Below are 14,834 nucleotides of genomic sequence, written 5' to 3'. Positions count from 1 at the left end.
GGGCACCTGCGGTCGAGCGGCCCTTGCTGCCTGCCAGCCCGGGCTATTGGGGCGCTACCTGTAGAACCGCCGGCGCGAAGTTCACACGCCGCGTCTCGACGATCCTCGTCCGGTCGACCTTGCCCTCGACGATCTCGTAGCCCATCAGTGCGAAAACGCGCTTGCGAACGAACAGCGGCCGGGAGTTCCCGTACCAATCGACGCAGGAAGCACGACAGCCGTCGCTACGATCAGCCGCTGACGGGCGCGCCTTGAGGGTGCCCAGTTCGCTCAGCAACAGGCTGCGATTGCGCAGATAGAGCAAGGCCGCCGATGCGGTGCGCAACTGGTGCGACCCCGGCTGATCGCCGCCGATGATCGGCAGGCCGAGCAGGCCGTCGAACTCGCTCTCGGCCTTGTAGAAGAAGCCATGACTGCGCGTTTCGCCCTGCGCAGCGTCCTGCCGCGTGTAACGGCCGACCGTTACCGGCAGACGCCCGAGCCGGACGCTGGTGAGCTGCAGGTCCTTGCCATCGCTGCCAACGACCAGCGCGTTGCTGCCAAGCGCTTCAACACGGTCGACCGAGTGTCGCAGCGGCAATTCGTAGACCTCGCCCTGCGCATAACGCACCGCGTACACCTGCGATTGGGGCGTGGTTTGCGGCGAGCGCCAGCCGGTTCCGCCCCCATAGAGCAGAAACGGGCCAACGTAGCGACTCTGGATCGCATGGCCGGCTGCTATCGGCAGGCGACGGTAGGCGTCGATGGGCGCACTGTCACTGCCATCGGAGAAACTGGCCAGCGGCACCCGCAGCAACGCAAGGTCGCCGACGTTGGCTTCAGCTGCCCACATGCCCTCACCGCGGCCATTGGCGCGCAGCAGTACGTTCAGCATTCCCTTGTCGTCCTGGTGAAACGAGAACTGGTCGATCGGACTGCCGACCGTCTTCAGCATGCTCGGCGCCCGGCCGTCTAGTGGAATGCGAAATACGGCCGACGCCGGGGCAGTGCCCTGTGATCCGCCACGCATCGGCGTGGTCCAGACGAACACCGAATTCGGCGAGACGTAGAAGACACGCCCTGGCGGACCCATCACGGCGGTACTCTGGCAGTCCATCTCGGGCGTGGCCAGCTCGCAGACCGTCACGCTGTGCAAGGCGACGCCGGCAAACGGGTCGATGGGATCGTCGCTGCGGTAAATCCGCGTCGCCGGCGCAATGCGTTTGAAATCGCCTGGTAGCGCCCCAGACAGCCAGTGGCGCATAGCCGGAAAAGCCACGTAGGGGTCGCCCCAGGGATTGAGAACGTGCGGCGAATAGACAATCAGCTTGCTGCCGATCAGCCGGCTCGCGTAGTTGCGCGACGAGTAGTAGTCGTTGGAACGTAGATGGTAGGTCGCCCGGTAGGCGAGCTGGCCGGCACTCGACACATCGAACACGCCGACCTCGGTGCCGCCGCGAGCGTAGCTGTAACCGATGACGACGATGGTGTTACCCGAGATCAGCATCTCGTCGTACCACGCACCACGCGGGTCGATGTCCTTGCCGTAAGCATCGATTGCCGAGACCGGTCGCAGTTCGTTACCGCCAACCCGGACGGTAAACAGGCGCCCCCGCCGCAAGATCACGAGATGCTCGCCGTGCACCTTGACAATCCCGCCCTCGTCAACCCCGGCGTGCTGAACGTTGGTGACGGACTCGGTTTTTGCCTCCGCGGCTGTCTTGGCTGCCGCCGCGGGCGCAGCCGCTGCCGGTACGGGTGGAGGCGGGACCTGGCCCGACGCCAGTTCCGAGGCCTGGGCGCGACGCGCCCCTTGCTCGTCGCGACGACGCTGCGCCTCGCTAGCCCAGCGCTTGAAGAGAGCGTCGAGTTCCTGCTCGCTGGCGAATGCGCGGAGCGTCCGCTGCCCTGCCGCACGCTCCGCCGGAGCATCGGCGAATGCCGACGAAAAGATGAGAACGGCCAGCGTGGCATTGGCGAGGCTGGTGACGAGAGCACGGTGCATGGCAGTCCTTCAAGGTGGAGTTCATGACGGGTAAACGCGAGAAAACCAGAAAGCGGGTCAAACCTGGCCGAAAAACTGGTTGCGGGCCAGCAACCATGTACTCACTTCCGAAAATAGCGCCGCGCCGATGGCTTCACCACAGCGCGGCGCAATCGGCGATCAACGGTTCTCGAGGCGGTTGTAGTCGAGCAGCCCGGCAGTGACGGGCGCCAGCTTGAGGTGAGCATCCTGGAGCTCGTCGCTGTACTGCCAGAACCGTGGATCGGTGCGGCGAACGCTGAAGCGGTCTGCCAGGACACGGTAGTCGCCTTCCGAGGACAATTCGCCAATGGCTTTGGCCAGCGACCGGATCTCCTCGCGCTGCAACCGGTAGAGTGCGTTTGGATAAGCGCCGATAAAACCGGGCGCAACGGTCAGGGTATTCTCTGCCGGTAACAGCTCTCGCCCCTCCTGCAGCAGGCTGGAGACATTGCTGTGACCGGTGTTGCGTAACAGGGTGAAGTAGCGTGGCAGGAGTGGCGGGTTATCGACTCGCAGATAAACCAGTTCCGGCAGCCAGGACAGCGCCTCGCCCCGCAGCCTGGCGAGCAGCGCCAGATCAGCCTGCAAAGCGGCATCGGCCACGGTAGCGAGTTCGTAACGGCGGTTCAGAACGGGCGCCAGGTGTTGCTTGAGCAGGGCGTAAAGCTCCTGCTGCGGCTCCTCGGTGCGAAAGTGGATTCCCGTTTCGACATCAAATCTCGCCAGCTTTCCGTAGACATGATCCTTGACCTCCTGACTTGCACCCCGATACCAGTGGTCACGCAGCGCCAGGCGCCGGTCGAGGGGCAGATACGCGAGGAAATTGAACTCGCTCTCCATGCGCATGAAGTCCATGTAAAGGCGCGTCAGCAACTGATGACCGACGTTTCCATAGACATCGAAGCCGGCAACCAGCAGGTAGTGGATCCGCTCAAGCAACGCGTAGCCGATCACCCAGGCGGTCTTCGGCGGATCACCGACCAGTCCCTTCACCACCGACGCGCTGTCGAAGTGCCGGAATACCGTCAGCGCTGCGTTCGGGTTATGACCCTCGCCGTTCCAGATCGACGCCAGCTGGGGTGGGTTCCTGGTGAGAGCCAGTCGCGTCAGAAAATCGGACTTGTCCTGCAGATACCTCGCTTCGCGTTTCGCGTACTCGCGCCATGGCCCGATGATGCCGGCGTCACTTCCCAGTTCTGCCGGGAGTTGCAGGAGGCTGGCTTCACGTTCAAGAAACCTGCCGATCTGCTCCTCCTCATGGTCGGTGTTGGCCTGGAAAAAAACCCAGAACTGATCCTCGATCACGTTCAGCGCCACCTGACCGCGACAGACCGGCCCCTTGATGAAGCCCATGATGGTGAACTCGGCTTCGTCGAGCATGAACTGGTAGCGTGCCTCGACCGGCAGGGCGCGAAAGGCAATGAAGGGATTCGAGGAAATTTCCAGCGCGTACGATGGCAACTGGTCAACCACGTAATCCTGCTTCAGGAACAGGTCGCGCCAGCGCGCCATGCGTTTCTGTCCAAGCGCATAAGGCATGTGCGTCTTGTCAACGACCACCTCCTGTTCACGCTGCAAGCGATAGTAGACGCGCTCGACACCTGGGTCGTCATAGGGTCGCCTGCTGACAACCAAGTCGATCGGCTGACCCGGCGGCGTACTCGACCTGACCAGACGAAAGAAATGATGCTGCGGGTCGCTATCGAAATAAAGGTGCGCGAGGAACAGGTGCTCGAAGATATAGCGGCTGACCAGGCGTTGCTTCAGCGAGTTGCCGTTGAGAAAAGCTTCCCACTCGCCCACCTGCTTGTCGACCTGCACCGGCAAGGGCGGCAGTCCTGCGAACGGCGCGCCACTTTCGAGCCAGCGACTCAGCATACCGAACTCGGCAGAGCTCAGTCCGGGTAAACCGAAGGGCATTCCCCACAGGGGGTTCTTACGTTCGAACGTGTCATACTCCTCGATGCGCGGACACTGTTGCTCGCGGTCGAGCGAGAAATCGAAAGTCCCGGGAAGAATGGCTGTCTCGGGCAAAGGATGGCTCTGCTTGAGTTGCAGCGCACGGTACATGACGCTCGCGGCAAGATTCGCCGCCGGCGCCTGCTCGCGTTCGTTGAGGACCGGGAAGAAACCCTTGCTGCGCCATTCCGACGCCTTCTGCGCATCCGTGAACAGACGGGAGGGCGGCGCTTCGCCGATCCGTTCTCCGTCGTAAACCAGCTCCCTGCTGGCACCACGGGCGATTCCCTCCCAGGCACCCAGCTTCAGTTGGCAAGGGGCATCATAGCAGGCATGGCAAACCACGCATCGCCGCTCAAGAATTGGCTGCACGTCGGCGCGGTAGGAGATCCCGGAACCGGGAGCACGCGGGGTATCGAAGCGCGCGGGGTCCGGACGGCCGAACTGCTCGTCAAGCGTATGGCGGGTAAGCGCGGCACAGCCGCTCAGGAGGGCAATCCACAGCAATAGTGATGCCTTCTTGATGCGCATGCAGGGTCTCCTTGAGAGTCGCACCAGTGACTCGCCTGGCAACCCTATTCTACGCTCAGCCTCGTCCTTCCTGCTCAGAGCTGCCGGCAGCGTTTGCCGCACCAACGGCAGCCTTTCACCCACGCAGCGCGCAATGCATTTTGGAGTGCATAATAGGGATGTCACAGCGATCGGTTGACCTCACTGACTTTCCCCTGATCTCAACAAGGAGCACAATTCGATCTTGCCCAACACTGAAGACCACCATTCCTTGACGCCACGGCCCCGCGAAAAAAAATGGACCCTGATCTGATAGACCCGCATCTGGTTTTCGCAAGGACTGCTTCCGGCGAGGAAGCCATGTTGCAGCGAACGCGGGTCGTCCAGAGAAACATCCGGATGGTCCTCATTCTTGTCGACGGGAACGCCACCGTAACCGAATTGTGCGACAAGACCGGTAATGCACAGATTACCCAGAATGCGTTGCTCGAGCTGGAAAGTGATGGCTTCATCGAGCGACGAGTGGAAAAGGACTCTGTCTGGCGTCACGCGAGGAATGCCGCCAATGGCACGAAGACCGCCACTCTGGAGCCGGCCTCCGAATTCTCCACGTTTGGCCACAAGGCCGAATCGCTACCAGCCGAATCGGCGTTTTCTCGCAGCCAGGTCACGCGGATCATTCCTTTCCCGGAAAGTCGCCAAAGCAGGCCCTCGCTCACGCCAAGCACCTTGACGCCGAGCACGCTCGCGCCGACAACACTGACACCTGCGCCTACGGCAACGGCTTCGGACTACGGTACGGTCTTTCTGCCAAAAGCTGCCTCCGAATCATCGACACCACTGCCAGCCGACACGCCACATCGGAAGCCGTCCCTTCTTGAGCGCCTGAAAGCACTCGCCAGGCGCAGCCCTGCTGAAGAGCTGGCGAAACCGAAGTTCAGAAGACGTGGCGGACAGCGCCTTGACCTGACTTGGCCGATGGGCCTGCTGCTGGGCCTGTTGCTCTTCGCGGCGATCCTGGCGCTCGCGGTGCTATTGTTTCCCTATACCCGCTACCTGCCCGAAGTGGAAGCGGTCTTGGCGCAAAGCACAGGGCGAACCGCCAAAGTGGGCGCAATGCGCGTCAGTGTCTACCCCAGGCCAGGCTTGCTGCTCGACAGTGTTCGCTTCGGGGATGAGGCTGACAGCGATGCGATGGAGATCCCGGCGCTCCGCCTGCAGCCGGTAATCGGGACGCTGCTGTCGCCGAAAGTGATCTTCCGCGAGGCCGAGTTGAGCGAAATCAGCCTGTCGGCAGAAACCATGGCGAGTCTATCGCGCATGCTTCAGTCCGCCGCCCGCCCGTCCGCTACTGCTGGCGTCCTGCACGTCTCGGTGGTCAATGCGGAGTTGTCGTTCGCTGGGCTGCGAATCGCTGGTATGAGCGGTGACCTTGAACTCTCTGGCGAACGGCGGCTGGAGGCGGCATCCCTGCGCTCGGCAGATGGGAAGCTGAGCGTGCAGCTCAGACCGACGACGAGCGGGGTCGCGGTCCAGCTGGAGGGTCTCGGCTGGCGACCGGCCCAGGAGTCACCCTATGTCTTCGACTCCCTGGATCTGAAGGGGGAGATATCCGGCCCTGATTTCGTGATCAACTCCGTGGAGTCACGAATATTTGATGGGTTGGTGCGCGGTACGACCGTCTTGCGCGGCAGCGAACGCCCGACAATGGCGGGAGAGATTTCCTTCGAGCGGATCAACGTCACCAGATTCGGGGAAGCCTTGGGAATTGGTCGCCAGTTCGAAGGCGAGGCCCGGGGCAAGCTGAAATTCTCCGCCAGTGCCGACAGTTGGTCAGTCATGCTCCCTGCTCTCCAGGCCACGGGGGACTTCACGATACAGCGTGGCAGCCTGGGCGGTATCGACCTTCCTGAGGCGGTGCGGCGGGTTTCGGCTGCACCCTTGACGCTCGGTGGCCGGACCCGCTTCGAAGAGTTGTCTGGCGTGATCAGCCTGACACCAGGCGCCTGGCGGTTTTCCCGACTGGTCTTGAATGCCGGCTTGATGCACTCATCCGGGCAGATCGAGGTCAGCCGCGACCTGCAGTTGCGAGGCAGAATGGACGTCCAGATGCGCGGACGGGCGGACCACACGGCGATGCCGATCCTGATCAGCGGACCGCTCAAGTCTCCGCTGACGCAAACGGCAGGCCACTGATCAGCGCCAGCCGCAGCGCGCCCGCGACATAGCTGCCGTCACGGCCCGCAGCCACCAGCTGCCACGGGCCGCGCTGGCCAGCAAGGGGGCACACCCAAGCCCGGGGCCGCCCCGGGCAGGGCTTCCCCAAGCGCCATTTGCTGCTAGAGAACCGCCACGATGGCATCTGCCACGTAGTCGATATTGCGCGTATTCAGTGCCGCCAGACAGATGCGACCGGTGTTAACGGCGTAGATGCCGAACTCGTCACGCAGACGGTCGACCTGCTCGACGTTCAGTCCAGTGTACGAGAACATGCCCCGCTGCCTGGTGACGAAGGAAAAGTCCTGGCGGACGCCCCTGCCCTTCAGCTTGTCGACCAGGCTGACGCGCACGGCGCGGATCCGCTGGCGCATTTCGCCCAGCTCGTCTTCCCACATCTGGCGCAGCTCCGGGCTGGAGAGGACCGCCGCCACCACGGCTCCGCCGTGCGTCGGCGGATTCGAGTAGTTGGTCCGGACTAGGCGCTTGATCTGCGACAGGACGCGTGCCGATTCCTCCCGACTGGCGGTGACCACCGACAGCGCGCCAACCCGCTCGCCGTAAAGCGAGAACGACTTTGAAAACGAGCTGGCCACCAGGAACTGCAGACCGGAAGCGGCAAACAGCTTGACCGCCAGCGCATCCTCGCCGATGCCATCGGCAAAACCCTGATAGGCGATGTCGATGAAGGCCACGAGCCCACGCGCGCTGATCGTGTCAATCACCTCGCGCCACTGGGCCGCATCCAGATCGGCGCCGGTCGGATTGTGGCAGCAGGCATGGAGAACGACGATGGAACCCGCCGGCAGGGCATTGAGACCGCGCTTCATGCCTTCGAAATTGACCCCGCGCGTCGTCGCATCGTAGTAGGAATAGGTGTCGACGCAGAAGCCTGCGTTCTCGAACAGCGCGCGGTGGTTCTCCCAGCTCGGATCACTGATGAAAACCGTCGCGCCGGGCAGCAGCCGCCTGAGGTAATCGGCGCCAACCTTGAGCGCGCCGGTTCCCCCCAGCGCCTCGACGGTGAGCACGCGACCTTCTTCGAGCAACTCCGACTGCTCACCAAAGAGCAGCTTCTGTACCGCCTGGTTGTAGGCGGGCAGGCCGTCGATCGGCTGATACCCCCGCGGCGGCATGGCTTCCAGGCGAGCCTTCTCGGCCAGCTTGACTGCGGCCAGCAAGGGAAGCTTGCCGTGGTCATCAAAGTAAACGCCAACCCCGAGGTTGACCTTGCTGGAACGTGCGTCGGCGTTGAATGACTCCGTCAGGCCAAGGATTGGATCGCGTGGAGCCATTTCCACGGCAGCAAAGATCGAAGCGGTCATGGGTGTTTCCTAAGTGGATAGTGGACAGGATGCGTTTGGCCAGACCGGCGAGGCAGCCCGGGTCTGAAGCGGCCTCCCCCGGCATCGGCTCGAGCTTGCCGGGGAAAACGGTCCGCTGCCGCTGCCGACGGCTGCCGGTGGCAAAACAACGTAGAATTCTAGCATGGTCGATCGCCCGCATTCCCCCCACAAGCCGCCCTTCGTGACCTTTGAAGGCAGCCCGTTTCGCCTCTACCAGCCCTTCCTGCCGGCCGGTGATCAGCCAGCCGCGATTGCCCAGCTGGTTGAGGGGCTGCAGGATGGACTTTCGTTCCAGACGCTGCTCGGTGTCACCGGCTCGGGAAAGACCTATACCATGGCCAACGTCATCGCACGCACCGGCCGTCCAGCGCTGGTCCTGGCCCCCAACAAGACGCTGGCGGCGCAGCTCTACGCCGAGTTCCGGGAGTTCTTCCCTGACAACGCCGTCGAGTATTTTGTCTCCTATTATGACTATTACCAACCGGAGGCCTATGTACCGGCGCGCGACCTGTTCATCGAAAAAGACTCGTCGATCAACGAACATATCGAGCAGATGCGGCTCTCGGCCACCAAGAGCCTGCTCGAACGTCGGGATTGCGTGATCGTCGCCACCGTCTCGTGCATCTACGGGCTTGGTGACCGCGACGAGTATCAAAAGATGATCCTCACCATGCGCGTTGGCGACCGCATCGGTCAGCGCGAGGTCATCAAGCGGCTGACTGACATGCAGTACGAACGCAATGAGACCGACTTCCAGCGCGGTACCTTTCGCGTTCGCGGCGACGTGATCGATGTCTTTCCCGCCGAGCATGCCGAACAGGCCATCCGGATCTCGCTGTTCGACGACGAGATCGAAGGCCTGCAGCTTTTCGACCCGCTGACTGGTCACCTGCAGGGCCGCCTGCTGCGTTTCACCGTTTTCCCGTCATCGCACTACGTCACCCCGCGGGCGACGGTCCTGCGAGCGATCGAGGCGATCAAGCTCGAACTCACCGAGCGTATCGCTTTCTTCCATCGCGAGAACCGCCTGGTCGAGGCGCAGCGCATCGAGCAGCGCACCCGCTTCGATCTCGAAATGCTCGACCAACTCGGTTTCTGCAAGGGCATCGAGAACTACTCCCGGCACCTCTCCGGGCGCCAGATGGGTGAACCACCGCCGACCCTGATCGACTACCTGGCGGCGGATGCCCTGATGTTCATCGACGAGTCGCACGTCTCGGTTTCGCAGGTCGGCGGCATGTACAAGGGCGATCGCTCACGCAAGGAGAACCTGGTCGACTACGGCTTCCGTCTACCCTCGGCACTCGATAACCGACCGCTGAAATTCGAGGAGTTCGAGGCGCTGATGCGGCAAACCATTTTCGTTTCGGCCACCCCGGCCGACTACGAAGCGGCGCACCAGGGACAGGTGGTCGAGCAGCTCGTGCGTCCGACCGGTCTGGTAGACCCGGTCCTCATCGTCCGTCCCGCCGCGACACAGGTCGACGACCTGCTGTCGGAAATCCGGCTGCGCACCGCGGTTGCGGAGCGGATCCTGGTGACCACGCTGACCAAGCGAATGGCCGAGGATCTCACCGACTACCTCGGCGAACACGAGATCCGGGTGCGCTACCTGCATTCCGACATCGACACGGTCGAGCGCGTCGAGATCATTCGCGATCTGCGCCTTGGCAAGTTCGACGTGCTGGTCGGCATCAACCTGCTGCGTGAAGGCCTCGACATTCCGGAAGTCTCGCTGGTGGCAATTCTCGACGCCGACAAGGAGGGTTTCCTCCGTTCCGAGCGCTCGCTGATCCAGACCATTGGTCGCGCTGCCCGCCATCTCCACGGCACCGCCATCCTCTACGCCGACCGGGTGACCGGTTCGATGCAGCGCGCGATCGCCGAAACCGAGCGAAGACGGCTCAAGCAACTCGCTTTCAACGAGGCGAATGGCATAGTCCCCAAGGGCGTCAGCAAGCGTATCACCGACATCATTGACGGGGTGTACGATTCGGAAACTGCCCAGCGCGAACTCAAGGCCGCGCAACAGCAGGCCCACTACGAAGCAATGAGCGAAAAACAGCTGGCGCGAGAACTGCGACGACTGGAGAAAGAAATGCTCGAGTACGCCCGGAACCTCGAATTCGAGAAGGCGGCCGCGGCGCGCGACGAGTTGTTCCGCATCCGCCAACAGGTGTTCGGGATCAGCGGGGCGGAAGTCAGTCCTGATGCTTCTTGAACGGGCTCATCGCGCCTCGACCCATTGCAGCGGCTCTACTCAGCGGATGAAGTCGCGACTGATCTCGCGAAACAGGTCGCTGCCGGCCTGTCGCAACCACTCGAAAACCACCATCTCGCGCGAAACGATATCGGCACCGTGGCCCCGCATGCGCTCCAGAGCCAGCGCCTTGTCGCCACTTCGCCGTGAGCCGACAGCCTCCTCAACGACAAAAACGCGGCGGCCTGCGGCAAGCAGGTCCAGTACCGTCTGCTGAACGCAGACATGGGCTTCGGTACCAGCGACGATGAACTGCGCGCGGTCGCCTCCGGGCGCCTGAAACAGCACTTCCTCGGGAACCGCCGAAAAACAGATTTTCTCAACGATGCACTCATCCGGCAGCAAGTCCCGCAAGGGAGACATCGTCAACCCCAGGCCTTTCGGATACTGCTCCGTGCAGATCACCGGAATCTCCAGCCGCTGCGCAACCCTGGTCAGCCAGATGCTGGCTTCAAGCACCAGCGGCGCGTCATGGATTGCTGGCTGAAGACGCTCCTGCAGGTCCACCAGCAACAATACCGAACGATCAGCACGCATCAACATGAGAACTTCCTCCAGATAATCAATCTCGACCGTTCTGCGCCAGAAACTGGCGCAGGACTGCTCCGAGCACCAGCACGCCCGAGCCTGTTCGCCGGCCAGCCCGCCAGACAGGGCAGATACTGACGCCCGACTGGGGGTATCCCGCCATAGCGCCCCTGTCCGCGGGCAAGCGCAAGCACAGGGACTCGGTCAGGCAACAAGGGACGGCGACATCGTCAGCGATAGTAATACGGCCGGCGGCAGTCGCCAAGGGGTCGCCATCGGCCCGGACCCGTGCCGAGCAGCCGCCAGGGCAGATTACAGCCCTTCGTTGCCGCTCCTGCCGGTGGCTATCCCGGGCGATCGCAGACAGCTTCCCGCCGGTGAGACAGGACGACTGCCCGAGTTCGCATCGCGCGCCAACAAGTTGTGTTGCAGCGCAGCAAATTCTGCTATAGTGGTCACTGGTAATACGTGCCTACCCGCGCCCTCGCTGGAACCAGATGTACATCGTTGATGACCCGACTCTTGCGCTGATCGCCCGTTTTGTGGGTGGCGCGGCAGCTTCGGAGCTGTCGGATGAGCTGTTCTTTCGCCAGCAACTGGCGGCAATCGAAGCGTACATCGATCGCTTCCCGGTGGCCGAGCGGGAAGCGCAGGCACTGGTGTGGATCGAGGCCAACGCCAGACAGTATCGCCGGCAGTGGCAGAAACAGGCGGCGATTGACGTCCTGGCGAGTTCGCGCTGCCCGGACTGCCCTCTGTCAGGCGGCGACCGGCACACACCTTGTGCCATCCACAGGCGTTGGCTGACGCTCCTCCATCGCTATGCCGGCGACCAGCTTTCGTCGCAGGAATATCTCGAGAAAAGTCTCGCGCTGCTGACCACATACAAGGACCGCTTGCGCGTCCACCATGCGCGCGAAGGCCAGGTGTCGGAACCTGCGACGATGCCCTCCCGCGATGGCCTGACAAAGGTACGGTCCGCCCACGATGCAACGGCCCCTCAGACCCGAAGCGAGTTCGCACACTCCTGATCGACCGCCTGCTTCGCTGCAGAGGCCGTGCGCCCACGTTTCGCCTTGTCGCAGTTGCCTTCGGTCACTGCTGCCGCTGCTCGCCAAGCAGTTCGCCCAGCACGTAGGGCAGTATACCCCCTGACCGGTAGTACTGAACCTCGATCGGCGTATCGATGCGGCACAACACCTTACGCTCGAGTCGCTGTCCATCGCTCCGCTTGATCACCAGCGTCAGGGTCTGCATCGGCGACAGGCCGCTACCGAGGCCGAGGATGTCGAAGCACTCGTCACCACGCAGGCCAAGCGAAGTCGCAGAGTCGTCATCCATGAACTGCAGCGGCAGCACCCCCATGCCGACCAGATTGGCACGGTGGATCCTTTCGTAACTGCGCGCGACGACCGCCCGAACGCCAAGCAGACGCGTTCCCTTCGCCGCCCAGTCACGCGAGGATCCGGTGCCGTATTCCTCGCCGGCAATGACGATGGTCGGCGTGCCGCGCTCGACGTAGGTCATCGCGGCCGCGAAGACGGTCGTCGGTTGGCCATCGAGAAGCGTATAGCCGCCTTCCGGCCGACGCCCTGCCGCATCGACCGCCAGCATCAGGTTGCGAATGCGCACGTTGGCAAAGGTACCGCGCATCATCACCTCGTGATGGCCGCGGCGCGCGCCGTAGGAGTTGAAATCGGCACGGGCAACGCCCTGCTCCCTGAGCCAACAGCCGGCCGGCGTCGACTCGCCGAAGGATCCGGCCGGCGAGATGTGATCGGTCGTCACCGAGTCGCCGAGGATCAGCAGGGCGCGGGCGCCGCGGATGTCGCCGGCCGCCTGTTCCGCCAGTTCGAAGAACGGCGGCCGGGCGATGTAGGTCGAGAGTGGCCAGTCGTAGACCTCTCCGGCGGGAGCAGGAATGGCTTTCCAGAGATCCTGGTCGACGGTCACGTCCGCGTAGCGCCGGCGGAACGTCTCCGGGTCGAGCGCGAACGGCAGGACCGCGTCGATTTCGTCCGAGGTCGGCCAGACGTCGCGCAGATAGACCGGCTGACCGTCGCCACCACGACCCAGCGGCTCGCTGTCGAGGTCGATATTGACCCTGCCGGCAATCGCAAAGGCGACCACCAGTGGCGGGGAAGCGAGGTAATTCGCCCGCAGGCTGGGATGGATGCGCGCTTCGAAATTACGGTTACCCGAGAGCACGGCAGCGGCGATCAACTGCTGCTCGGCGATCGCCTGGTTGAACGCCGGATCAAGGTCGCCGGCATTGCCAATGCAGGTCGCGCAGCCATAGCCGGCCAGCGCGAAGCCGAGTTCGGCGAGCGGCGCCAGCAGCCCCGCCTTGTCCAGATAATCGGTCACCACCCGCGAGCCGGGAGCGAGCGAGGTCTTGATGTGCGGCCGCACGTGCAGTCCCCTGGCTACCGCCTTCTTCGCCAGCAATCCGGCCGCGATCATCACCGCCGGATTGCTGGTATTGGTGCATGAAGTGATAGCCGCGATCAGCACGTCGCCGTGGCCGAGGTCGATCCCCGGCCGGTCGGTCGGATAACGTTGCCCCAGGGTCTCGGGCGGACGGCCGAAGCCATCGGCCGATTCGGGCGCGCTGAGCAGGCCATTGAAGCGACTCGCCATCTCGGGCAAGGCAATGCGATCCTGTGGTCGTTTGGGACCGGCCAGCGAGGGAACGATGGTCGACAAATCGAGGCGTACGATGCGCGAGTAGTCGATCTCGCCCGCCCGTGGAATGCCGAACAACCCCTGGGCGCTGAAATAGGCTTCGAACAGCCCGCAGTCCGCTTCACTGCGGCCCGTGCTTCGCATGTAGCTGACCGTTTTCTCATCGACCGGGAAAAAGCCCATCGTCGCACCGTATTCCGGTGCCATGTTGGCCAGTGTCGCGCGGTCAGTCACCGACAGCGTGGTCGCACCTTCGCCAAAATACTCGACAAAGGTGCCCACCACCTTTTCGCGCCGCAACAACTCGGTCACCGTCAGCACCAGGTCGGTGGCGGTGACGCCCTCGCACAAACGGCCACTGAGTTCGACGCCGACCACGTCGGGCGTCAGGAAATAGACCGGCTGACCGAGCATCGCCGCTTCCGCTTCGATGCCGCCCACCCCCCAGCCGACCACGCCAAGGGCGTTGATCATCGTGGTGTGCGAGTCGGTACCAACCAGCGTGTCCGGGAAACACAAGCGCCCAGCCGGAGTCTCCTGCTGACGCACGCCGTGGAACAGATGCTCGAGATTGACCTGATGGACGATGCCGACACCCGGCGGCACGACGCGGAAGGTGTCAAACGCCTGCATGCCCCATTTCATGAACTGGTAGCGCTCGCGGTTACGTTCGAACTCGCGGCTCATGTTCTGCTGCAAGGCCTGTGGTGTACCGTAAAAGTCGACCTGTACCGAGTGGTCAACGACCAGGTCCACGGGCACCAGCGGCTCGATGCGCCGCGGATCGAACCCGCGTGCCTGCGCCACATGACGCATTGCCGCCAGATCGCAAAGCAGTGGCACACCGGTGAAATCCTGTAGCACGACGCGCGCGACGACCATGGGAATCTCGGCGCTGCGCGACGCCTGCGGCCGCCACGCGGCAAGCTCGCGGATGTGCCGCTCGCTGACCCGCTGTCCATCACAGTGACGCAGCAGGGCTTCGAGAACGATGCGCAGGGACACCGGCAAGCGAGCGATATTGCCTATGTCGGCGGCCGCCAGGGCCGGCAAGGAATAGAAGAGTGCCTCAGGCTGACCTGGCGGCGTCAGGCGTGCGAGGGTGTTGAACGGTGAAGCGGGCATGCCGGACCTCCAGACAGATGCGCATGACTCGCGCGGGTAATCAGATGACAGCGGACGGCGACGCTCGTTCCCGAACCAGGGCTCACTTCGCAGAGATTGACTACAACCGCCAGAAGCCTCGATACTCCCGTGGGTATGATCTCACTCCCCCTTCCCCGCCGCCCCGGGATCGAGCAGTGGCGGAAGATAATCATGATTC

The 14,834-nt window shown here is 63.2% G+C and carries 8 protein-coding genes; 3 read left to right on the top strand and 5 right to left on the bottom strand.

Going from position 1 to position 14,834, the window contains the following annotated elements:
• Positions 1-43 precede the first annotated feature (43 nt).
• Both V5B44_RS03390 and V5B44_RS03385 read right to left on the bottom strand, forming a co-directional pair.
• Entirely contained in the window at positions 44-1,984 is a 1,941-nt protein-coding gene (locus V5B44_RS03390; protein ID WP_332357716.1) for a beta-propeller domain-containing protein, read from the bottom strand.
• Positions 1,985-2,143: 159 nt separating this feature from the next.
• Positions 2,144-4,495: a fatty acid cis/trans isomerase gene (locus V5B44_RS03385; protein WP_332357715.1), complete on the bottom strand. Its 2,352-nt coding sequence runs from the start codon at positions 4,493-4,495 to the stop codon at positions 2,144-2,146.
• A gap of 276 nt (positions 4,496-4,771) precedes the next feature.
• On the opposite strand from V5B44_RS03385, the gene V5B44_RS03380 reads away from it, so the two are divergent.
• On the top strand, positions 4,772-6,670 hold the full coding sequence (locus V5B44_RS03380) for an AsmA-like C-terminal region-containing protein (RefSeq protein WP_332357714.1): 1,899 nt from the start codon (positions 4,772-4,774) through the stop codon (positions 6,668-6,670).
• Between the two features lie 143 nt (positions 6,671-6,813).
• On the opposite strand, the gene V5B44_RS03375 is transcribed toward V5B44_RS03380, so the two are convergent.
• A complete protein-coding gene (locus tag V5B44_RS03375; RefSeq protein ID WP_332357713.1) occupies positions 6,814-8,016 on the bottom strand; it encodes an amino acid aminotransferase in 1,203 nt (400 codons plus the stop codon).
• Positions 8,017-8,179: 163 nt separating this feature from the next.
• Between V5B44_RS03375 and uvrB the strand changes: the two genes are divergently transcribed.
• Positions 8,180-10,258, top strand: a complete 2,079-nt coding sequence (gene uvrB / locus V5B44_RS03370; RefSeq protein ID WP_332357712.1) for an excinuclease ABC subunit UvrB — start codon at positions 8,180-8,182, stop codon at positions 10,256-10,258.
• 39 nt (positions 10,259-10,297) lie between these two features.
• On the opposite strand, the gene V5B44_RS03365 is transcribed toward uvrB, so the two are convergent.
• Positions 10,298-10,840 carry a hydrolase gene (locus V5B44_RS03365; protein ID WP_332357711.1) on the bottom strand — a complete coding sequence of 181 codons (543 nt, stop codon included), beginning with the start codon at positions 10,838-10,840 and terminating at the stop codon, positions 10,298-10,300.
• Between the two features lie 482 nt (positions 10,841-11,322).
• Here V5B44_RS03365 and V5B44_RS03360 point away from each other — a divergent pair, with 482 nt between their 5' ends.
• Positions 11,323-11,856 (top strand): hypothetical protein, encoded by a 534-nt coding sequence (locus V5B44_RS03360; RefSeq protein ID WP_332357710.1) that lies wholly within the window; start codon positions 11,323-11,325, stop codon positions 11,854-11,856.
• Positions 11,857-11,920: 64 nt separating this feature from the next.
• On the opposite strand, the gene acnA is transcribed toward V5B44_RS03360, so the two are convergent.
• The gene (gene acnA / locus V5B44_RS03355) at positions 11,921-14,635 is read right to left on the bottom strand and encodes an aconitate hydratase AcnA (protein ID WP_332357709.1); all 2,715 of its coding nucleotides are present in this window, start codon (positions 14,633-14,635) and stop codon (positions 11,921-11,923) included.
• Between the last annotated feature and the right edge of the window lie 199 nt (positions 14,636-14,834).

Source organism: Candidatus Accumulibacter necessarius (genome assembly GCF_036625085.1).
Note: the sequence above shows the minus strand (reverse complement) of the source record. Positions and strands in the feature narration are given on the sequence as shown.

What these genes read in the sequence shown, in the direction of transcription:
- V5B44_RS03390 (WP_332357716.1), bottom strand. Translation starts at nt 1,984, where the DNA reads ATGCACCGTGCTCTCGTCACCAGCCTCGCCAATGCCACGCTGGCCGTT.
- V5B44_RS03385 (WP_332357715.1), bottom strand. Translation starts at nt 4,495, where the DNA reads ATGCGCATCAAGAAGGCATCACTATTGCTGTGGATTGCCCTCCTGAGC.
- V5B44_RS03380 (WP_332357714.1), top strand. Translation starts at nt 4,772, where the DNA reads ATGGACCCTGATCTGATAGACCCGCATCTGGTTTTCGCAAGGACTGCT.
- V5B44_RS03375 (WP_332357713.1), bottom strand. Translation starts at nt 8,016, where the DNA reads ATGACCGCTTCGATCTTTGCTGCCGTGGAAATGGCTCCACGCGATCCA.
- uvrB (WP_332357712.1), top strand. Translation starts at nt 8,180, where the DNA reads ATGGTCGATCGCCCGCATTCCCCCCACAAGCCGCCCTTCGTGACCTTT.
- V5B44_RS03365 (WP_332357711.1), bottom strand. Translation starts at nt 10,840, where the DNA reads ATGTTGATGCGTGCTGATCGTTCGGTATTGTTGCTGGTGGACCTGCAG.
- V5B44_RS03360 (WP_332357710.1), top strand. Translation starts at nt 11,323, where the DNA reads ATGTACATCGTTGATGACCCGACTCTTGCGCTGATCGCCCGTTTTGTG.
- acnA (WP_332357709.1), bottom strand. Translation starts at nt 14,635, where the DNA reads ATGCCCGCTTCACCGTTCAACACCCTCGCACGCCTGACGCCGCCAGGT.